Origin of the sequence: Streptomyces sp. CB02366, from assembly GCF_001905905.1 — a bacterium.
Classification (GTDB): domain Bacteria; phylum Actinomycetota; class Actinomycetes; order Streptomycetales; family Streptomycetaceae; genus Streptomyces.
This window is the reverse complement of sequence record NZ_LIVT01000007.1, coordinates 219,619-239,975: the sequence shown is the minus strand read 5'-3', so window position 1 is coordinate 239,975 and position 20,357 is coordinate 219,619. Positions and strand designations below refer to the sequence as shown.

20 protein-coding genes are annotated in these 20,357 nt (G+C 73.8%); 11 read left to right on the top strand and 9 right to left on the bottom strand.

Features of this window, described 5'->3' with window-relative positions; all coding sequences use genetic code 11:
• Window positions 1-146 precede the first annotated feature (146 nt).
• From AMK24_RS21980 to AMK24_RS21960, 5 genes are all read left to right on the top strand, one after another.
• Window positions 147-629: an Lrp/AsnC family transcriptional regulator gene (locus tag AMK24_RS21980; RefSeq protein ID WP_073770538.1), complete on the top strand. Its 483-nt coding sequence runs from the start codon at window positions 147-149 to the stop codon at window positions 627-629.
• A 37-nt stretch (window positions 630-666) separates the two neighbouring features.
• Window positions 667-1,371, top strand: a complete 705-nt coding sequence (locus AMK24_RS21975) for an HAD family hydrolase (RefSeq protein ID WP_073770537.1) — start codon at window positions 667-669, stop codon at window positions 1,369-1,371.
• Between the two features lie 356 nt (window positions 1,372-1,727).
• A complete protein-coding gene (locus AMK24_RS21970; RefSeq protein ID WP_242435220.1) occupies window positions 1,728-2,912 on the top strand; it encodes a serine/threonine-protein kinase in 1,185 nt (394 codons plus the stop codon).
• A gap of 326 nt (window positions 2,913-3,238) precedes the next feature.
• Window positions 3,239-4,597, top strand: a complete 1,359-nt coding sequence (locus AMK24_RS21965; protein WP_073770535.1) for a geranylgeranyl reductase family protein — start codon at window positions 3,239-3,241, stop codon at window positions 4,595-4,597.
• A gap of 240 nt (window positions 4,598-4,837) precedes the next feature.
• Window positions 4,838-5,053 carry a twin-arginine translocase TatA/TatE family subunit gene (locus AMK24_RS21960; RefSeq protein WP_073770534.1) on the top strand — a complete coding sequence of 72 codons (216 nt, stop codon included), beginning with the start codon at window positions 4,838-4,840 and terminating at the stop codon, window positions 5,051-5,053.
• A gap of 46 nt (window positions 5,054-5,099) precedes the next feature.
• Here the strand turns inward: AMK24_RS21960 and AMK24_RS21955 are convergent, their stop codons facing one another.
• From AMK24_RS21955 to AMK24_RS21940, 4 genes are all read right to left on the bottom strand, one after another.
• Complete coding sequence (locus AMK24_RS21955) at window positions 5,100-6,134, bottom strand: hemolysin family protein (RefSeq protein ID WP_073770533.1); 1,035 nt, start codon at window positions 6,132-6,134, stop codon at window positions 5,100-5,102.
• Window positions 6,131-7,552 carry a hemolysin family protein gene (locus tag AMK24_RS21950; RefSeq protein ID WP_073770532.1) on the bottom strand — a complete coding sequence of 474 codons (1,422 nt, stop codon included), beginning with the start codon at window positions 7,550-7,552 and terminating at the stop codon, window positions 6,131-6,133. Before AMK24_RS21950 ends, AMK24_RS21955 begins: the two co-directional genes overlap by 4 nt.
• Before the next feature lie 469 nt (window positions 7,553-8,021).
• On the bottom strand, window positions 8,022-8,957 hold the full coding sequence (locus AMK24_RS21945) for a M56 family metallopeptidase (RefSeq protein WP_073770531.1): 936 nt from the start codon (window positions 8,955-8,957) through the stop codon (window positions 8,022-8,024).
• 2 nt (window positions 8,958-8,959) lie between these two features.
• Window positions 8,960-9,391, bottom strand: a complete 432-nt coding sequence (locus AMK24_RS21940) for a BlaI/MecI/CopY family transcriptional regulator (protein ID WP_073770530.1) — start codon at window positions 9,389-9,391, stop codon at window positions 8,960-8,962.
• Between the two features lie 323 nt (window positions 9,392-9,714).
• Here AMK24_RS21940 and AMK24_RS21935 point away from each other — a divergent pair, with 323 nt between their 5' ends.
• The 3 genes from AMK24_RS21935 (at window position 9,715) to AMK24_RS21925 (ending at window position 11,804) form a co-directional block, all read left to right on the top strand.
• A complete protein-coding gene (locus tag AMK24_RS21935) occupies window positions 9,715-10,290 on the top strand; it encodes a TerD family protein (protein WP_073770529.1) in 576 nt (191 codons plus the stop codon).
• Window positions 10,291-10,354: 64 nt separating this feature from the next.
• Complete coding sequence (locus tag AMK24_RS21930) at window positions 10,355-10,936, top strand: TerD family protein (RefSeq protein WP_073770528.1); 582 nt, start codon at window positions 10,355-10,357, stop codon at window positions 10,934-10,936.
• 103 nt (window positions 10,937-11,039) lie between these two features.
• A complete protein-coding gene (locus AMK24_RS21925) occupies window positions 11,040-11,804 on the top strand; it encodes a hypothetical protein (RefSeq protein WP_073770527.1) in 765 nt (254 codons plus the stop codon).
• On the opposite strand, the gene AMK24_RS21920 is transcribed toward AMK24_RS21925, so the two are convergent.
• The 3 genes from AMK24_RS21920 to AMK24_RS21910 all read right to left on the bottom strand — a co-directional run bounded on the left by AMK24_RS21920 (window position 11,707) and on the right by AMK24_RS21910 (window position 15,022).
• On the bottom strand, window positions 11,707-12,456 hold the full coding sequence (locus tag AMK24_RS21920; protein WP_073770526.1) for a gamma-glutamyl-gamma-aminobutyrate hydrolase family protein: 750 nt from the start codon (window positions 12,454-12,456) through the stop codon (window positions 11,707-11,709). The genes AMK24_RS21925 and AMK24_RS21920 overlap by 98 nt on opposite strands.
• A gap of 58 nt (window positions 12,457-12,514) precedes the next feature.
• Window positions 12,515-13,984: an ethanolamine permease gene (eat, locus tag AMK24_RS21915; RefSeq protein WP_073770525.1), complete on the bottom strand. Its 1,470-nt coding sequence runs from the start codon at window positions 13,982-13,984 to the stop codon at window positions 12,515-12,517.
• Window positions 13,985-14,269: 285 nt separating this feature from the next.
• Entirely contained in the window at window positions 14,270-15,022 is a 753-nt protein-coding gene (locus AMK24_RS21910; protein WP_073770581.1) for a FadR/GntR family transcriptional regulator, read from the bottom strand.
• A gap of 174 nt (window positions 15,023-15,196) precedes the next feature.
• Between AMK24_RS21910 and AMK24_RS21905 the strand changes: the two genes are divergently transcribed.
• The 3 genes from AMK24_RS21905 to AMK24_RS21895 are packed head-to-tail and all read left to right on the top strand — an operon-like array spanning window position 15,197 to window position 18,766.
• Window positions 15,197-16,561, top strand: a complete 1,365-nt coding sequence (locus AMK24_RS21905) for a glutamine synthetase family protein (protein WP_073770524.1) — start codon at window positions 15,197-15,199, stop codon at window positions 16,559-16,561.
• Between the two features lie 31 nt (window positions 16,562-16,592).
• Complete coding sequence (locus AMK24_RS21900; RefSeq protein WP_073770523.1) at window positions 16,593-17,975, top strand: aldehyde dehydrogenase family protein; 1,383 nt, start codon at window positions 16,593-16,595, stop codon at window positions 17,973-17,975.
• 5 nt (window positions 17,976-17,980) lie between these two features.
• The gene (locus AMK24_RS21895) at window positions 17,981-18,766 is read left to right on the top strand and encodes a 3-oxoacyl-ACP reductase (RefSeq protein WP_073770522.1); all 786 of its coding nucleotides are present in this window, start codon (window positions 17,981-17,983) and stop codon (window positions 18,764-18,766) included.
• 58 nt (window positions 18,767-18,824) lie between these two features.
• On the opposite strand, the gene AMK24_RS21890 is transcribed toward AMK24_RS21895, so the two are convergent.
• Entirely contained in the window at window positions 18,825-20,030 is a 1,206-nt protein-coding gene (locus AMK24_RS21890; protein ID WP_073770521.1) for a helix-turn-helix domain-containing protein, read from the bottom strand.
• Window positions 20,027-20,179, bottom strand: coding sequence for a hypothetical protein (locus AMK24_RS34280; RefSeq protein ID WP_199876477.1), 153 nt, complete (start codon window positions 20,177-20,179; stop codon window positions 20,027-20,029). The genes AMK24_RS21890 and AMK24_RS34280 overlap by 4 nt, the downstream gene beginning before the upstream one ends.
• Between the last annotated feature and the right edge of the window lie 178 nt (window positions 20,180-20,357).

Here is a 20,357-nt window from a genome sequence, read left to right as displayed (position 1 = left end):
AATATGGTGGACCACTAGCCCAGTCGACAAGGGAAAGGTGCGGCCATCGGCAGGCCAACGGACCAGCTCCGGTGACACGGAGGCGATCCTTCCAGCCGGATACAGTCGGGGCCGTACAGGACGGTTCGGAAGGAGATCGGCGGATCATGGCGGTGGACGCGCTCGACACCCGCATCCTGCGCCTGCTGATCGAGCAGCCGCGCACCAGCGTCCGGGAGTACGCGCGCATCCTCGGTGTGGCCCGCGGCACCCTCCAGGCCCGGTTGGACCGTCTGGAGCGCGACGGCGTGATCACGGGCACCGGGCCTACGCTCTCCCCCGCCGCCCTCGGCCACCCCGTGCTCGCCTTCGTCCACCTGGAGGTCACCCAGGGGCATCTGGTCGAGGTGGGCGACGCGCTGGCGGCCGTGCCCGAGATCATCGAGGCGTTCTCGACGACGGGCGGCGGCGATCTGCTGACCCGCGTCGTCGCCCGGGACAACGGGCACCTGGAGGACGTGATCCAGCGGCTGATCCAGCTGCCGGGGGTCGTCCGGACACGGACCGACGTGGCGTTGCGCGAGCGGGTGGCGCACCGGGTGCTGCCGCTGGTGGAGGCCGTGGGACGGGCGGCGGCGCCTCCCGCCTGAGCGGACCCGCCGGTCGCGGCTGCGGCATGCTGGGGCCATGACGTCCCCTCCCGCCCCCTCGTCCGCGTCCCTCCCGCCTCCACACGTGATCTTCGATCTCGACGGAACCCTGGTGGACAGCGAGCCCAACTACTACGAGGCGGGGCGCAGGCTGCTCGTCCGCTACGGGGTGCGGGACTTCGGCTGGGAGGAGCACACCCGGTTCATCGGCATCGGCACCCGGGAGACGCTGACCGTCCTGCGCGCGGAGTACGGCATCGACGCTCCGGTCGAGGAGCTGCTGGCCGGGAAGAACGCCCTGTACCTGGAGCTCGCCGGGGCCTCGACGGAGGTCTTCCCGCAGATGCGGGAGTTCGTCGAGCGCCTGTACGCGGCCGGGGCGCCGATGGCGGTGGCCTCCGGTTCGTCCCGGGCCGCGATCGGGGCGGTGCTCGCCGTCACCGGGCTCGACGCGTACATCCCGCTGTACGTCTCCGCCGAGGAGGTCGCCCACGGCAAACCGGAGCCGGACGTGTTCCTGGAGGCGGCCCGGCGGATGGGGGCGGAGCCGGGGAACTGCGTGGTGCTGGAGGACGCACCGCCCGGAGCGGCGGCCGCGCACGCGGCGGGGATGCGGTGCTTCGCCGTGCCCTATGTGCCGCGGACGGCGTCCGACCCCGCGTTCGAGACCGCCGAGCTGCTGTTCGCCGGCGGGCAGTCCGCGTTCACGGCCGAGGCCGCCTGGCGCGGGCTGTTCGGCTGAAACGGGGTCGGCGCAGGTTTCGGGCGACGGGGCGTGCGCGGCTCCGGCGGGCGAGCAGACGAAGCCCGGCGCCCGGTGGCGGAGGACGGCCGGCCGCGCGGGCGCTCCCGTACGGAGGGCGGTCGGCCGCGCGGGTGTGCCGGTCCGTCAGCCCGGTTCGGAGAAAGGTCCGTCGGGGCGTGCGGAGCCCGCCGGACGGATATCCTGATCATGTCGTTCGTCTCACCGGCCCAGGACGTGGCCGGAGACAGGAGACCCCGGAGGCGGACAGCCGGAGCGGGCCGCCATTCGAGATAGGTGTACAGGTGCTGGTAGCTGGTCGGTACCGATTGGTATCCCCCATCGGTCGTGGCGGCATGGGCGAGGTGTGGCGGGCCACGGACGAGGTGCTGGGACGTGCCGTGGCCGTGAAGCTGCTGCTGGGCGACCAGGCGGACGCCTCGTCGACCGCCCGTTTCCGGCTGGAGGCGCAGACCGCCGCGCGGTTGAGCCACCCGCACCTGGTCGCCGTGTTCGACTTCGGGGCGTGGGAGGACCGGTTCTTCCTGGTGATGGAGCTGGTCGAAGGGCAGAGCCTGGGAGACCTGCTGGCCGCCCAGGAGCGCGTCCATCCCGAACAGGTCGCCCGGATCGCCGGCCAGGCCGCCGCCGGGCTGGCCGCCGCGCACCGCCAGGGCATCGTCCACCGCGACATCAAGCCGGGCAACCTGATGCTGGACGCGGACGGTTCGGTGAAGATCGGCGACTTCGGGATCGCCCAGTTCGTCGACGACCCCTCGACCGCGCTGACGACGGCCGGCCACATCGTCGGCACCAGCCTCTACCTGGCCCCCGAGCGCGCGTTGGGGCGTACCGCCGACTCCGCGTCCGACATGTACTCCCTCGGCTGCGTGGTCTACCAACTGCTGCTGGGTGAGCCGCCGTTCCGCTCCGACACGGCGACCGCGACGCTGTACCAGCATGTCGACACCCCGCCGGTCCCGCTGCGGCAGCGGGGGGTGGACATCTCCGCCGCCTTCGACGCGTATCTGCTCGGGCTGCTGGCGAAACAGCCCGAGGCGCGGCCCACCGCCCAGCAGGTCTCCGACTGGTTCCGCACGGACGCCTGGCGCGGCCGGCCGGAGCCCCTCCCGATGCCGACGCCCGCGTCCCACCGGGCTTCCGCCGCCGGGGCGCCGCACCCCTCCCCCGGCGGGCCGGCCGTGCCGGCGGGCCCGACGACGTACCGGCTCCCGGGCCCCACCGGGCGAAGACGGCAGGCGCCGGCCCGGTCGGCCCCCACCCGGTCGAATGCGACCCGGTCGAATGCGGCCCGATCGGCCCCGGTCCGCCGTCGCAGCACCCGTGAGGCGATACGGCGGCGCCCCAGGGTGGCCAGCGCCATCGCGGGGACGGCGACGTTCCTGGCCGCCGTGTACCTGGGGATGATCCTGTTCTCGCCGGACTCCAGCTCCGCCGGAACGCCCGACCAGGTCCCGTCCTCGGGCCCCGCCCAGGACGTCGGGAACGGCGGCGGCAGCGGGGACGAGCAGGGCGGCTGAGCCACGGCCCGCCCCGCCCGCCGGCCCCACCGCGACGGCGCCCCCGTGCGGGCGGGGCCGAGGAGAGCGAGCGGGCAGCGCGGGAGGTCCTGCCGGGGCCGCCGGGTGCGGGGCGGGGTGCGTACGGCAGCGAGGGCGGCGGCGCCCTCGTGTTCGGCGCCGCGCGCGCGGTGGGGGCCCTCGACGACGGCGCTCGGAGGGCCGGTTCACTCGGCCGGGCGGGGTTCGCGGACGCGTGGTACCACCGCGGCCCGTGCTGATCGATGATGGCGGCCGGGGCCCCACCGCCCCGGCAGGAGCACCAGCCGTCGGACGAAAGGCTTGTCATGCGGGAACTGCCAACGGACCCGGCGACGGACGCGGACGCGCGGGAGGTTCCCCGTACGGGTGAGGACGCCCAGGTGATCGTGGTGGGAGCCGGGCCGGCCGGCTCCTCGGCCGCGTACCACCTGGCCCGCGCCGGAGTGGACGTGGTCCTCCTGGAGAAGGCCCGCTTCCCCCGGGAGAAGGTGTGCGGCGACGGCCTCACTCCGCGCGCGGTGCACCAGCTGATCCGGATGGGCGTCGACGTCTCCGCGCCGGGCTGGACGCGTTCGCGGGGGATGCGCTGGGTGGCCGGGAAGCACCGGGTGCACATCGAGTGGCCCGCGCTGGGCCGCTACCCGGACTTCGGGCTCTCCCGCAGCCGGCACGACTTCGACGACATCCTGGCCCGCCACGCCGTGGCGGCCGGGGCCCGGCTGTACAGCGGCTGGAAGGCGGAACGGCCGCTGACCGACCGGGCGGGCCGGGTCACGGGGGTCGCCGCGTCCTTCGACTCCCCGGACGCCCCCGGGGCGGTCGAGTTCCGCGCCCCGATCGTCGTCGCGGCGGACGGGGCGTCCGCCCGCCTCGCCCTGGCGCTGGGCCTGGAGCGGGATCCCGGGCGGCAGATCGCGACGGCCGCCCGGCGCTACTACCGAAGCCCCGAACGCTCCCGGGAGGAGTACCTGGAGCTGTGGGCCGACCTCCGCTTCCCGAACGGCGGCCCGTACCTCCCCGGGTACGGCTGGATCTTCCCGATGGGCGACGGCCGGGTCAACGTCGGGCTCGGGGCGCTGCCCCACCGGCGGCACGGCAAGGCGGACCTGCGCGCGACCCTGGACCAGTGGCTGGCCCGGACCCCGCAGGAGTGGGGGCTGCGCGAGGAGAACGCGGAGGGCCCGGTGCGCAGCGCCGCCCTGCCGCTCGGCTTCAACCGCCATCCGCTGTACACCCGGGGGCTTCTGCTGGTCGGCGACTCCGGCGGGATGGTGAGCCCCTGGAACGGCGAGGGCATCGCCCAGGCGATGGAGGCGGGCGAGGTCGCCGCCGAGAGCGCGGCGCTCGCTCTCGCCCACCCCCGGGGGCCGCGCCGCGAACAGGTGCTGCACGGCTACCCGGTGGAGATGAACCGCCGCTGGGGCCGCTACTACCGGCTGGGCAACACCGCCGCCGACCTGGTCTTCAGCCGCTCGGGCTTCCAGCCGGTGCTCAACCGGTACGTCATGGGCTCGCCGTTCCTCCTCGACCTGCTGGCCCGGCTGCTCACCGACCTCACGGACAAGCCCTCGCGCGACGTGGCCGACCATGTGCTCAACACGGCGTTCCGTCTGGTCCCGGCGCCCCGCCCCGGCCGTCGGCGGGGCCGGCCCGGGAAGCGCTGAGGGGGCCGGGCGCCCGGTGGGGGCTTGCGGCAGTACACACCGCTGCTCCACGCGCCCACCGCCCACGGGTGCAGCCGTCTCCCGGACGCCACCGTCCGGCTGCCGCCCGGGGGCCGGGGCCGACGAGGTGTCGGGGATCTCGCGAAAGGCAGCTCTACAGCACTGTAGATTGAGGGGGCCCGGCCGCTTCGGAGGACGGGCCGTCTCGGCGTCCGCTCCACCCCAGAGAAAGCAGTGACCATGTTCGGGATCGGCGAACTCACCATCCTCCTGCTGGTGATCGTGGCGGTGCTGGCCGTGAAGCGGCTGCCCGAGCTCACGCGGTCGGCCGGAAAGGCCGCCCGCATCCTCAAGGCCGAGAAGCGGGCGCTCAAGGACGAGGACGGCGACCCGGGCCGGCCGTCCCCCCGGGTGATCCGCGGGGAGACGGCCGAGCGGCCGGGCGGGGACGTCTGAACACCGTGCGGTGAGACGGGCCGGCCGGGTGGCGCGCCCGGGGCGGCTACGCGGTCGTGCCGGGAGGGGACTGCGGGTGCAGCAGCCGGGCGAGCAGGTCGTCCAGGCTGACCAGCCCCGCCAGTCCGCCCTCTCCGTCGCGCACGACGGCGATCGTGGCCCGCCGTTCGCGCAGTCGCTCCACGGCCTGCGCCACGGTCGCGTCGGGGGTCAGCTCCGGGACCGGACGGGCCAGGGTGCGGGCGAGGACGTCCCGGCCGGCGGCGCGGGCCACGAGCGCGTCCCGGGCGTGCACCGAGCCGAGGACCTCCTCCCCGTCCCGTACGAGCAGGCGGGTGCGGTCGGCCTCGGCGGCGGTGGCCAGGATGCGGTCGAGTCCGGCGTCCGCCGGGACCGTCACGATCCGCTCCACGGGGATGCGGAGTGCGGAGACCGGGGTCGCCGGTTCGGTCAGCGACCTCGTCATCAGCCCGGAGTCGCCCTTGCTGATCAGCCCGAGGCGTGCGGACTCCTCGATCAGGTGGGTGAGCTGGTCGCGGTTGTGCACCGAGGCGAGCTCGTCGCGCGGGGTGACCCGGCAGAGCCGTACGAGGGAGTTGCTCACCGCGTTCAGCACGCGGATCAGCGGGCGTACGGCGCGCACGAGGGCCCGGAAGGGCGGACTCAGCAGCATCGCCGACCGTTCCGGGTGGGCGATGGCCCAGGACTTCGGGGCCATCTCGCCGACCACCATGTGCAGGAAGACCACGACGATCATGGCCAGCGCGAAGGCGACGCCGTAGCTGACGGCGGCGGGCAGTCCGAGCCGCTCCAGCAGCGGGTCCAGTTCGTGCGAGATGGCGGGCTTGGACACGGATCCCAGCCCCAGGGTGCAGATGGTGATGCCGAGCTGCGCCCCCGCGAGCATCAGCGACAGCTCGCGCATCCCGGCGAGCGCCGCCTTGGCTCCGCGCTGCCCGCGGGCGGCCGCCTGTTCCATCCGGTGCCGCTTGGAGGCGACCAGGGCGAATTCGGCGGCGACGAAGAAGCCGCTCCCGATGAGGAGCAGGACGGTGACGAAGAGCGCCATGGGGAAGCTCATGCCTGGGGCTCCCGTCCGGTGCGACCGGTCCGGTCGGTGTGCTCGGTCGGCTGGACGCGGCCGGGCGGCCGGGCGTGTTCGGGCTGGTCGGCACGGCGAGGACCATCGGCGCACTCGGGACGGCTGGCGTGTTCGACGCGTACGTACTCGGCGACGTGCCGGTCCAGGGAGCGGACTTCGATCCGGGCGCCGTCCACGGTGAGCCGGTCGCCCACGGTGGGGAAGCGGCCGAGCCGGTCGATGATCAGTCCGGCCAGCGTGTCGTAGTCGTCGCCCTCCCGGGGGAGGTGGACGCCCGTGGCCTCCTCGATCTCGTCGAGGCGGCGGCCCGCGTCCACGATCCAGCCGGAGCCGTCGGCCACCGCGGTCTCGACGACCGTGTCCGACTCGTCGGCGATGTCGCCCACGAGCTCCTCGGCGATGTCCTCGTAGGTGACGATCCCGGCGAGACCGCCGTGCTCGTCCAGGACGACGGCGAACTCGTCGTCGCGCTCCCGCATCTGCGCCACCGCGGCCGGAAGCTTGAGGAGTTCGGGCAGCAGCAGGGGGCGGCGGGCCAGGGAGCCCACGGTGGTGCTCCCGATCTCGGCTGCGGGCAGCCGCATCAGCTCCCGTACGCCGAGGACGCCGGCGGGGTCGTCGGGGTGGTCGCCGAGCACCGGGTAGGTGGAGTGCCCGTGGCGGGCGATCAGTTCGACGGCCTCGGTGGCGAGGGCGTCCCGGCGGACGAACGTGACGTCGGCGCGCGGCACCATCACCTCGCCCAGGGTCCGCTCGGAGAACTCCAGCGCGTGGTCCATGAGTGCGGCCGTCGCGGCCGGGAGTTCACCCTGCTCGTGGGACTCCCCGACGAGATGCCCGAGCTCCTCCAGGGTCGCGCCGTGGTGCAGTTCCTCGACCGGTTCGATGCCGATGCGGCGCAGCAGCCGGTTGGCGGCGCCGTCGAAGACGTGGACGACGGGGCCGACGATCCGCAGGTAGATCAGGGTGGAGGCGGCGAGCGACTTCGCCATGGACTCGGGTACGGCGAGGGCCAGGTTCTTGGGCGCGAGTTCGCCGAGCACCATCTGGATGACTGTCGCCACCACGAAGGACAGCACCACGGAGATGCCCGGGACCGCCCCCTCGGGCAGTCCCGCGGCGTTCAGGGCGGGCCGCAGGAGGGTCGAGACGGACGGCTCCGCGAGGAAGCCGACGACGAGACCCGTGACGGTGATGCCGAGCTGCGCACCGGAGAGCATGAAGGAGAGGCGCTCCAGTACGTTCACGGCGCGGGCGGCCCGCTTGTCGCCGGCCGCCGCCTCCCGGGCGAGGGTGAGCCGGTCGGCGGAGACGTACGCGAACTCCTGGGCCACGAAGTAGCCGGTCCCGGCGGTGAGGACGAACACCGCCAGCAGGCCGAGCAGGGCGGAGGTCATCGTTCACCCGCCCCGCGCGGGGCCCGCACCGGCGCCGGGTCCGGTGTCGGGGCCGGGGATCGATGGCGGTGAAGATGCCGGCGGTGCCCCGAGGGGCACGGACTGACGGACAACGCGTGGCTCCTGTCCGGCTGGGTTCTCCAGCCATGGGTTCGATTCTGCACGCCGGGCGGGCGGAGAGCGGGTGTCCGCTCCGGGCGGGGAAGCACGTGTCCGGCCGGCGGGTCCGGGGAGTTCCTCCTCCGCCGAGCGGCCGTCGGACTCCGCGTCCCGGTGGGCGGCCCGTCACCGCGGCGTGCCGGAACGGCCCGCCGCACCCGGCCGTCCGTGCCCACGCCGTCCTCCGCGCTCCGGCTCCGCGCCGTGGCGGCGGAGACTCCGCACTCTGCGGCTGATGAACTCTACAGCCCTGTAGACAGGCGGGGTTCGGCGCGGTACGCGCCGAAGAGAAGAGGCCGGGCGCCGCGGGCTACAGCGGGGTCGCCGCCTCCAGGACGAAGAACAGGGCGACGGCCGCGTTCAGCGCGGACAGCGCCGAGACCGTCGTCCCGGCCGCGGCGACGAACGCGGCCGCACCGGCCGGGGTGAGGGCCGGTGGCCAGCCCCGGTCCGGCGGCACCGGCCCCAGGAGAGCCGCCACCCTGCGCGGCACCGGCCCCGCCGCCGCGAAGGAGGCGAAGGCCGGACCGCCGGGCGCCGGGCGGGCGACCAGTGCCGCCTTGCCGACCGCGCGGGCGGTCAGCCTGCGGTCGCCGGTGAACCGGGCGGCCTCTTCGTCGGCCCAGCGTTCGGTGCTGTACACGAGGGCCCCGAGCAGGGGCCACAGCAGCGGGTTGACGCAGCCGGCCAGCCGGGTCGCGAGCAGCAGCCGGTGGTGGCGTCCGGCCAGGTGGGCCCGCTCGTGGGCGAACAGTGCCCGGCGCTCGGCCGGTTCGAGGGAGGCGAGCATGGCCGTGGAGACCATCACCCGACCGGGTGAGCCGGGGAGGGCGTAGGCGTACGGGACGTCGTCGGGCAGGACGGCGACGTCGCCGTCGCCCCGCAGACCCGCGAGCGCCCGGTGGGCGCGCGCCCGGAAGCGGTAGTGGCGGTGGACGGTGTACCCGCAGGCGGCCGCGACGGCGACGAGCGCGACGATGGACGCCTTGCCCGCGAACGCGTCGTGCGGCACGGCCTCGCGGACCTCGGCGTCGGACCAGCCGTCGGGCAGCGGGTTGCCGGGCAGCTGGGCCGTGCCCACGACCACCAGCAGCCCGAGGCAGACCAGGCTGCAGGTGGCGAGGATCACGGCGGCGGTGGTCAGCAGCCGGGCGGCCCGGCGGGGGTGCAGATGCTGCTCCGCCAGGCGCGCGATGGGCAGCGCGGTCAGGGGCAGCACGAGCGGCAGGTAGACGAAGACGCCCATCGTCAGCGCTCCGGCCGGCCCGGGGGTGTGCCGGGGGCGTCGGGGCCGCTTTCGGCGAGCAGGGTCCGCAGCAGTTCCTCGTCGTGGGAGGAGAGGACGGAGACGAAGCTGGAGAGCACCGCGTCCCGGTCGCTCTGCTTGTCGAGGAGGCGGCGCATCCGCAGGGCGGCGAGCCCGGCCTCGTTCGCCACCGGCTCCCACAGCACGGGGCGGCCCCTCCCGGTGCGGGAGACGGCCTGTTTGGCGTGCAACCGCGTCAGGATGGTGATGACGGTGCTGTACGAGAGGTCGGCGTCGAGCCGCTCCAGCACCCAGGCGGCGGTCACCGGCTCGCTCGCCCCGCCCAGCACCGACAGCACCCGGGCCTCCAACTCGCCCTGGCCGCGCCTGCGGACAGGCGTCTCCCCCTCGCCACCGGCTTCTTCGGCGTCCACGGCAGGGCCCCTTTCTCCGTTCGGCCGCCCGGCCGCGGCACCGCGCCGGCCGGGCATCGGGGAATCGTATCCAGCCGCCGGAGCCGGAGGCCACCGACCGGTGCGACGCGGCGCCCCCGGCGGCGCCCGCCCGGACCGGCCCGCGGATCGCACCGGACCCTGGTCCGCCCCGTGCCTACGCCCCCACCTCCCGGCCCCACCTCCCGATCCCACAAATCTACAGTGCTGTAGATTTTCCCCACGGCCGCGGTTCGCGTTCGCGCCGTCACCCGTGGCGTGGCCGCGACCGGGTGAACACCCGTCATCGCACAAGGGAGAAGATCATGGGCGTCAGCCTCGCCAAGGGCGGCAACGTCTCGCTGAGCAAGGAGGCCCCCGGGCTGACCGCGGTCCTCGTCGGCCTCGGCTGGGACGTCCGCACCACCACCGGAGCCGACTACGACCTCGACGCGAGCGCGCTGCTCTGCGACGAGGCGGGCAAGGTCCGGTCCAACCAGCACTTCGTCTTCTACAACAACCTCAAGAGCCCCGACGGTTCGGTCGAGCACACCGGCGACAACCTCACCGGCGAGGGCGACGGCGACGACGAGACCGTCAAGGTCGACCTGGCCGCGGTACCCGCTGACGTGGCGAAGATCGTGTTCCCCGTCTCGATCCACGAGGCGGAGGCACGGGGCCAGAGCTTCGGCCAGGTGCGCAACGCGTACATCCGCGTGGTCAACCAGGCGGGCGGTGCGGAGATCGCCCGCTACGACCTCAGCGAGGACGCCTCGACCGAGACGGCGATGGTCTTCGGCGAGCTGTACCGGCACGGCGCGGAGTGGAAGTTCCGCGCGGTCGGGCAGGGTTACGCATCCGGGCTGAGCGGCATCGTCGCCGACTTCGGCGTCAGCCTCTGAGCCGCACGCCCCACCGGCGCCACCCCAGCCACTCAGGCAGCACCCAGCCACCGAAGGCGGAACGATGACGATCAACCTCACCAAGGGCCAGCAGATCAGCCTCACCAAGTCGGGCGGCGGCGAGCTCGACGTCGTACGGATGGGGCTCGGCTGGAAGTCCGCTCCCCGCAAGGGGTTCCTGGCCCGGCTGACCGCCCGTGAGATCGACCTGGACGCCTCGGCGGTGCTCTTCGCGGGGCGCGACCCGCAGGACGTGGTCTTCTTCCAGCACCTGACCAGCGACGACGGCTCGGTCCGGCACACCGGGGACAACCGGGTGGGCGGGGCGGGCGAGGGCGGCGACGACGAATCCATCGTCGTCGACCTGCGGCGCGTGCCGGCCCACGTCGACCAGATCGTCTTCACGGTGAACTCGTTCACCGGCCAGACCTTCGAGGAGGTCGAGGCCGCCTTCTGCCGGCTGGTCGACGAGACCAACGGCCAGGAACTGGCCCGGTACACCCTGACCGGCGGCGGGCGGAACACCGCCCAGATCATGGCCAAGGTCCAGCGGACCGGTTCGGGCTGGCAGATGGCCGCGATCGGCACGGCGGCGGACGGGCGGACCTTCCAGGACCTCATGCCCGCGATCGCGCAGCACCTCTGACGGCGACTCGTCTCCACCGCGGAGGCGCGCACGCGGCACGTGCGCGCCCCCGCGCCGTCGTACACGAACGACCACCGCCCCACGGATCGACCGAGGAAACAGCATGGGCAGACCCTTCCGGCTCGGGGACGAGGACAGACCGGAGTACGCGAGCGCTCTCGACGAGGTGATCGCCTCTCCGGAGATCCAGCGCCTGCTGGAGCGTACGGGCGTGCCGGGCGACCGGTTGCGCGTCCGGGGCCTGGCGGCCGTCGCCCGGGTCTCGCGCACGGCCGAAGCGGAGTACCGGCGGTACGCGGCCCTGCGCCGCCAGGCGGTCGGCGGAGCGCGGGGGGCCGGGGCGTCGCCGCTCTCCGGGCCGGGCGACCAGGAACGGCCGGGGGCCGGGGTGCTCGCGGTCCTCGGGGTGCTGACGCCGGTGCTCGCCGCGGTGGCCGCCGCGACGTTCCTGGTCCTCGGGTACGGGCTGCGGCTCGCGGGGGCCCTGCCCGCCCTGGCGGACACCCTCGTCGGCGTCGGATGGCTGAGCCTGGGAATCGCGGCGGTCGCGGCGCTGGCCGGCCTGGTCGCCCTCTACCGGACGGCGGCGAAGCAGACGGCGGCCGACGCGGCGCCGGCCGTGCCCGACGCCTCCCTCCCGCCCGCGCTCGACCGGGCGCGGGAGGTGTGGCTGGAGGCACTGCGCCACCGGGGCATCCGGCCGTTCCTGCTCCAGGAGCTGGCCGGGCCTGCGGCGCCCGGGCCGGACGCGGGCGACGCCGGCTCCCGGTTCAGCTCACCGGCGTTCGCGGGGCCGGACTTCTCCGGTCCGGGGTTCGGGGGTTCCGGCGGGAACGCTTCCCGGCCGCCCGCACCAGGGCGGTCATGACCCGGGTGTCCTCGCCCATCTCCGGATGCCACTGGACGCCGAGCACCAGGCTCGCGCGGCCGGGCAGTTCCACGGCCTCCACCGTCCCGTCCGGGGCGTGAGCCGAAGCCACCAGGCCGCCGCCGAGGCGGTCGACGGCCTGGTGGTGGTAGGCGGGCACCAGGGCGGTCTCCGGCACGGCGTCCGCGTAGGCGGTGCCGGGCACCGGAATCACCGGGTGGCTGCCGAAGACGCCGAGGCCGCCGGTGTGGTCGTCCAGGTGCTGCACCAGGGTGCCGCCGAGGGCGACGTTCAACAGCTGCATGCCCCGGCAGATGCCGAGCAGGGGGACCTCCTGCTCGACCGCCGCTTTGATCAACCCCAGCTCCCAGGCGTCGCGTTCACGGGCCGGGGGGCCGGTACGGGGGTCGGCGGCCGCCCCGTACCGCGCCGGTTCCACGTCGGCTCCCCCGGCGATCACCAGTCCGTCCAGGGCGGCGACGGCCTCCCGGGCCGCGTCCTCGGCGTCGTCCGGCGGCAGGAGCACCGCGAGTCCGCCCGCCGCGCGGACGAGGCGGGGGTAGCCGGCGGGCAGCAGGACCGCCGGCATCTCCCACACCCCCCAGCGGGCGTGGTCCTGGTAGGTGCTGATGCCGATGACGGGCCGGGACATGGAACGGGCTCCTCGGTGGATCGTGGGCCGGGTACGGCCGGCCGGAGGGTCGGGCGGGTCAGTCGCGGGCGAGTTCGGCCTCGGCCGCCGCGAGGGCGGCGAACTCCTCCTCCGGTGCTCCCGCGACCAGTCGGTGGCGGCTGTAGAAGGCGAAGTAGGCCAGCGCCACCGCGTACACGCCGAGCGCGATGAACGCCGCCTCGCGGTCCACCAGGAAGGTCGCCACCAGCGCCGAGCATGCCAGGACGAAGGCCACGGAGGAGGTCAGCGCGCCACCGGGGGTGCGGTAGGGGCGCGGCAGTTCCGGTTCGCGGCGGCGCAGCACCAGGTGGGAGAGGGCCATGAGGGCATAGCTGATGGTGGCGCCGAAGACGGCGACGTTCAGCATCCGGCCGCCGTCGCCGCTCCAGGCGGCGAGCGTGAAGCCGATGGCCCCGGGGACCAGCAGGCCGAGGTAGGGAGACTTGCGGCGGTTGGTCAGCGACAGGAAGCGGGGCAGGTAGCCCGCCCGGGAGAGGGCGAACAGCTGGCGGGAGCCGGCGAAGATCAGGGAGAAGAAGGAGGCCACCAGGCCGGCGAGGCCCGCGTAGTTGACGAAGCGGCTCAGGGCGGTCGGTTCCCCGTCGCCCTGGAGGGCCACCACGAGCGGGTTCCCGGCCTCCTTGATGGCGTCGGCCCCCTGGGCGCCGGTGGCGGAGACGAAGGTGACGAGGGCGAGGAAGACCAGCACGGCGAGCGAGACGGCCAGCGCCCTCGGCATCGAGCGGATCGGGTCCTTGGCCTCCTCGGCGGCCAGCGGCACGCCCTCCACGCCGAGGAAGAACCACATGCCGAAGGGGAAGGCCGCCCAGATCCCGAGGAGCCCGAACGGCAGCCAGGAGGAGGAGCCGAAGGCCGTGGTGTCGGCCGGTATGTCGTCGAGACGGCCCGCGTCGAACTCGGTGAACGCGCCCACGGCGAAGACGAGCAGCGCGGCCACCGCGATGGCGGTCACCACCAGGCTGAAGCGGAGCGCCTCGCCGACGCCCCAGAGGTGGATGCCGATGAAGACCGCGAAGCAGACGAGGAGGACGGGGCGGCCGGAGGTGAGTCCGAACAGGCCGAGCGACTCGACGTAGTCGCCGATGAAGATCGAGATGGCGGCGGGAGCGAGGATGTACTCGATGAGGATCGCCGTCCCCGTCAGGAAACCGCCCCAGGTGCCGAGCGCCCGCCGGGCGAAGCCGTAACCGCCGCCTGCCGTGGGCAGGATGGCGGAGAGTTCGGCCAGCGCGAAGACCAGGCAGGCGTACATGACGCCCATCAGGACCATGGCGGCGGCCAGTCCGCCGAAGCCGCCCTTGGACAGACCGATGTTCCAGCCGGAGAAGTCGCCGGAGACGACGTAGGCGACGCCGAGTCCGGTCAGCAGGAACCAGCCGGCGCTGCCCCGGCGCAGGGTCCTGCGGTGCAGGTACGCGTCCGTGCCGGACGCCCCCGGGCCCGCGTCCCCGGGTGGGCCGGCGGGTGTTTCGGTTCCTCGGGCCATGAGGCGCTCCAGATGTGTGTCAACGGCATCGTCGGAACTGCTCGATCAAAGGTTCGTCGGCACACCTTTGTGGAACGGTCGCGGAAATGGCAAGAGGCGTGCGGCAAAGAGTGGGGACGGGCGCGCCCCGGGGCAGCGGCGGCGGGCACCGGGCCACCGCTCCCGGTCAGAGGCTCCCGACTGCCGACCCAGGGCACAGGACACAGGACAACGGCTCCCGGCCCGGGGCTCGCGGCTCAGGGCTCACGGCTCACGGCTCACGGCTCACGGCTCACGGCTCACGGCTCAGGCGAGGAAACCGCGCAGCAGGGCCGCCGTGCCGCCGCAGTGTTCCCGCATCATCTCGCGTGCCGCGTCCGCGTCCCGGTCGAGCACCGCTTCGACGACGGCCGCGTGCTGTCGCTGCGAGTGCTCCAGGTTGCGCACCAGCAGCGGGATGCAGTCGAGGAGGTCGTTGAGGGCGGCCCGGACGGCGGCGTACCGCGCGGCGAGCGTACGGGAGCCGGAGAGTTCGGCGAGCGTGAGGTGGAGCAGGGTGTCCTGGCGGCGGTAGTCCTCCAGCCGGGCGCCCCGCGTGGCGTCGAGCGCGGCCCGCAGCCGGGCCTCCTCCTCCCCCCTCAGCCCCTCGGCGCACAGGCCGGCGGCCCCCGTCTCCAGCACCTCGCGGAAGCGCAGGGTGTCCTCCACGTCGACGGCGGCGATGCGGCGGCGCAGCTCGACGGCGCCGTCGGGGGCGGCGGGGCGCGGCAGGACGAACGTGCCTCCGTAGCGGCCGCGGCGGCTCTCGACCATGCCCTCGTCCTGGAGGGCTTTGAGGACCTCGCGCAGGGTGACCCTGCTGATCCGCAGCTGCTGGGACAACTCGCGTTCGGAGGGCAGCCGTTCACCGGGCGGGACCAGGCCGAGGCGCAGGAGCTGGAGGATCTGCTCCAGCGCCTCCTCGAAGCCGTTGCCCGCGCGGACGGGGCGCAGTACGGACTCCAGCGGGCCGGCCGCCGCGATGTCCGCCGTCCCCACCGCGTCGCCCGCGGCCCCCACCGCGCCGTCGCGCGCGCCACCGCTCCCGGCGCCGTCCGCCGCCCGCGCCTCCGCCGCCGGTACAGCCGGACGGGTGTCGTCCGCTCTCCCTCTGGTGACCACTGGCGGATCCCCTTCCCAAGCAATGGTTCTCTGTCATACCTTATGCCTCCCGGTTCCCCTAGGAGGCATCCCGTGGCAGACCGCACACCCCCGCTCGCCCTCGACGAGCTGCGCTCACGTGTCGCGGACGGGTCGATCGACACCGTGGTGCTGGCCTTCCCCGACATGCAGGGCCGGTTGCAGGGCAAGCGGTTCGCGGCCGGGTTCTTCCTCGACGAGGTGCTGGAGCACGGGACCGAGGGCTGCAACTACCTGCTGGCCGTGGACACCGAGATGCGGACCGTCGAGGGCTACGCGATGTCCTCGTGGGAGAACGGCTACGGCGACTTCGCCATGGTCCCCGACACCGCGACCCTGCGTTCCGTCCCCTGGCACGAGGGCACCGCCCTGCTGATCGCGGACCTCGCCTGGCACGACGGCAGTCCGGTGGTGGCGGCCCCCCGGCAGATCCTGCGCCGCCAGCTCGACCGGCTGGCGGAGCGCGGCTGGACGGCGCAGGTGGGCACGGAGCTGGAGTTCATCGTCTTCCGGGACAGTTACGAGGAGGCGTGGGACCGCGACTACCGCGGGCTGACCCCGGCCAACCAGTACAACATCGACTACTCGATCCTCGGGACCGGCCGGATCGAGCCGCTGCTGCGCCGCATCCGCAACGAGATGCAGCAGGCCGGGCTGACCGTCGAGTCCGCCAAGGGCGAGTGCAATCCCGGCCAGCACGAGATCGTCTTCCGCTACGACGAGGCGCTGACCACCTGCGACCAGCACGCCGTCTACAAGACGGGCGCCAAGGAGATCGCGGCCCAGGAGGGCGTCTCCCTGACCTTCATGGCCAAGTACGACGAGCGTGAGGGGAACTCCTGCCACATCCACCTCTCGCTCACCGACGAGGACGGCGAGAACCTGATGGCGGGCGCCGGGCCCGACGGCATGTCCGGGCTGATGCGGCACTTCCTGGCCGGCCAGCTCGCCGCCCTGCGCGACTTCTCCCTCCTCTACGCGCCCAACATCAACTCCTACAAGCGCTTCCAGCCCGGTTCCTTCGCCCCGACCGCCGTCGCCTGGGGCGTCGACAACCGCACCTGCGCCCTGCGGGTCGTGGGCCACGGCCCCTCCATGCGCCTGGAGAACCGGCTGCCCGGGGGCGACGTCAACCCGCATCTGGCCGTCGCCGGGCTGGTGGCCGCCGGACTGTACGGGGTCGAGCAGCGGTTGGAGCTGCCCGACGCCTGTACGGGCAACGCGTACACCGCCGGTTACGACCGGGTGCCGACGACGCTGCGCGAGGCCGCCGAACTGTGGGAGGCCAGCCCCATCGCCAAGGAGGCGTTCGGCAAGGAGGCCGTCGCGCACTACCTGAACATGGCGCGGGTCGAACTGGCCGCCTACGACTCCGCCGTGACCGACTGGGAGCTGCGCCGCTCCTTCGAACGCCTCTGACCACCACCCGCTTCCTGATCGGGGTCCGTACGTGTCACCACCCACCCTGGACGTCCTGAACCCGGCGACCGCCGAGGTCATCGCCGCCGTCCCGGCCGCCACCGCCGCCGATGTGGACGCCGCCGTCGCCCGGGCGGCGGCGGCCCAGCGCTCCTGGGCCGCCGCGGCGCCCGCCGACCGGGCCCGCCTGCTGCGCCGCTTCGCCGTCGTCGTCGACGAACACATCGAGGAACTGGCCCGGTTGGAGGTGCGCGAGGCCGGCCACACCATCGGCAACGCCCGCTGGGAGGCGGGCAACGTGCGCGATCTCCTCGACTACGGCGCGGGCGGGGCCGAACGCCTGCTGGGCCGGCAGATCCCGGTGGCGGGCGGCATCGACTTCACGATCCTGGAGCCGCTCGGCGTCGTCGGGGTCATCGCCCCCTGGAACTTCCCCATGCCGATCGCCGCCTGGGGGTTCGCCCCGGCGCTCGCGGCGGGCAACGCCGTCCTCCTCAAGCCCGCCGAGACGACCCCGCTGACCGCGCTCCGGCTGGCCGAACTCGCCCTGGCCGCCGGTCTTCCCGACGGCCTGTTCCAGGTGCTGCCCGGTGAGGGGCCGGTGGCCGGAAACGCTCTGGTCGGGCACCCGGGCGTCGCGAAGATCGTGTTCACCGGCTCCACCCGGACCGGCAAGCACATCATGACCCGCTGCGCCGAGCAGGTGAAGCGGCTCACCCTGGAGCTGGGCGGCAAGAGCCCCAACATCGTCTTCGCCGACGCCGATGTGGAGGCCGCGGCGGCCGCCGCCCCGATGTCCTTCCTGGACAACGCCGGCCAGGACTGCTGCGCCCGCACCCGGATCCTGGTCGAGCGGTCCGTGTACGACCGGTTCCTCGACCTGCTCGCCCCGGCCCTGGCCGCCGTGGTGGTGGGCGACCCGGCCGACGAGAAGACGCAGATGGGGCCGCTGATCTCGGCGGTCCAGCGGGAGAGGGTGCGCGGGCTCGTCGACGGCGGCCGGGGGGACGGGGACGTACGGGCGATGCTCGGCACGGCCCCCGAGGGCCCCGGGTTCTGGTACCCGCCGACCGTGCTCGCCGGGGTCTCGCCCACCGCTCCGGTGGCCGTGGAGGAGGTCTTCGGGCCGGTCGCGGTGGTCCTGCCGTTCGAGGACGAGGCGGACGCGCTGCGCCTGGCCGACGCCACCGACTACGGGCTCTCCGGATCGGTCTGGACCCGCGACGTGGGCCGTGCGCTGCGCGTGAGCCAGGGGCTGCGGGCAGGCAACCTGTCGGTCAACTCCCACTCCAGCGTGCGCTATACGACCCCCTTCGGCGGCTACAAGCAATCGGGGCTGGGCCGTGAACTCGGCCCGGACGCCCTGGCCGCCTTCACCGAGACCAAGAACGTCTTCATCAGCACGGAGGCCTGAGCACCATGACCGACACTTCTTCCGTCTGCCGCCGCCTGGTCGGCCGCACCGCCGTCGTCACCGGGGCGGGCAGCGGGATCGGCCTGGCCACCGTGCGGCGGCTGGCCGCCGAAGGCGCCCACGTCGTCTGCGCCGATGTGGACGAGGAGCGCGGCAAGGCCGCCGCCGAGGAGGCCGCCGGGCTCTTCGTCCGCACCGACGTCACCGACGCCGAGCAGGTGGACGCCCTCTTCAGGGCCGCGTTCGACGCCTACGGCTCGGTCGACGTCGCGTTCAACAACGCGGGGATCTCCCCGCCCGACGACGACTCCATCCTGGAGACCGGCCTGGAGGCGTGGAAGCGGGTGCAGGAGGTCAACCTCACCTCCGTCTACCTCTGCTGCAAGGCGGCCATCCCCTACATGCGCGCCCAGCGCAGGGGGTCGATCATCAACACGGCCTCGTTCGTGGCCCGGATGGGCGCGGCCACCTCGCAGATCTCGTACACCGCCTCCAAGGGCGGGGTGCTGGCGATGTCGCGCGAGCTGGGTGTGCAGTTCGCGCGCGACGGCATCCGGGTCAACGCGCTGTGCCCCGGCCCGGTCAACACCCCGCTCCTCCAGGAGCTGTTCGCCAAGGACCCGGAGCGGGCCGCCCGGCGGCTGGTCCACATCCCGGTCGGCCGGTTCGCCGAGCCGACCGAGATCGCCGCCGCCGTGGCGTTCCTGGCGAGCGACGACTCCTCGTTCGTGAACGCCACGGACTTCCTGGTCGACGGCGGAATCGCCGGGGCGTACGTCACCCCGGTGTGATGCCTGCCGGCCCGTACGGCCGACGGCGCCCGTCGCCGTCGGCCGTACGGACCGGGGCTCAGTCCTCGGCCGGGGCGAGACCGCCCCGCAGGCGCCGGGCCCGGAGCACCAGGAGCATCTCGAAGCGCTGGTCCGGTTCGTCGATGGCGTCGCCCCACAGCTCGCGGATCTGCCGCAGCCGGTAGCGGGCCGTCTGCGGATGGACGCCCAGCCGGGCGGCCACCTCGGGGGCGCCGCCGGAGGTTTCGATCCAGGCGAGCAGGGTCTCCGCCAGCCGTCGCGCCTGGGTGGCGCTGAGGCCGTCCAGCGGGGCGAGACAGCGCCGGGCGGCGGCGTCGATCAGGTCCTCGGCGGGCAACAGGAGGAGTTCTTCCGTCCGCTCGGTGCAGTGCAGCACCTCGCCCTGCGGCAGCAGGCCCTTCTTGATGAGCTGAACGGCGGTCTCCGCCCAGCGCAGCGAGGTCGCCGCGGCCGCCAGCGGGACCGACGGGCCGATCGCCCCGGACCAGCCGGCCGTCGCGCGCCGCAGGATCTCCGCCCGCCCCGCCGTCTCCGGGTCCGGGACGACCACCCGCGGCTGCTCGCTCTCCATCTCCAGCAGGATGCCCTGCCCCACCGCCGGGGCCACCGCTTCGCGGGCCGGACGCATCAGCACGCCCACCGCGATCGTCTCCGGCAGCTCCCAGCCGATGCGGGCGGCCCGCTCGGCCAGGGCCACGGAGACGTCACCGCGGTGTTCCATCAGCAGGAGTTCGATCAACTGGCGCTGGAGACGCAGCCGTTCACTGGCACGTCGGGCTGCGGCCTCGGCGTAGCCCCGTACCGACTGTTCCACGAGCCCGTCCAGATACTCGAATCCCGATTCGGCCAGCTCGTACATGGCGGGCGCCGGGATGTCGGCCTCCTGGCCGATCTCGGCGAGCCTGCGCCAGGTGAGCCGGACCCCGAGGCGGTAGATGGCCTGGAGTGCGTCGAGGCTGCGGCCCTCCAGCCCCTCGCCCCGGCCGAACTCCTGGAACATCTCCGGCGGCACCCGGGGGCGGTCGCCGCCGGTGAGGTTGTGGACGAAACCCTCGATGGCACGGCGGATGCCGACGAGGGCCAGCGGTTCCCCGGACTCGTCCTCCACCAGGTGCAGATAGGGGTACTCCCGGCGAATCTGGAAGAGGATGGTCTGCGCGAGCTCGGGCGCCTCGGAACGGGCGATCTCCTCGAAGCGGTCGAGCTTGGACCGGGGGACGTCCTGCCAGGCCGGGCGGGTCATGGGGCTGCCGGGGAGGTGTCATAGCTGATCAGAGGCGTGTTGGGCTGGTCGGGAGTGGCGTCGAGCAGTGCCACGGCACCGACCGCCGCACCCACGGCGAGGGTGGCGGCCACCAGGGTGGTGACAGCGGCGGCGACGATTCTGCGCATGGTCGGGTCAGCTCCTTGCTGAAGATGGTCCCCACCCCTTCAGCGCGGCTCTCCGGCTGGGACACAGTGTCGACAGCACATTGACATTCCGTCAAGGCTTTGCTTACTGTTCACGCCCATCAAGGGCTGACCGGCCCGGGGCCCGTGCACCTCCGCGAAGAGATTCGACCCAGGAGTG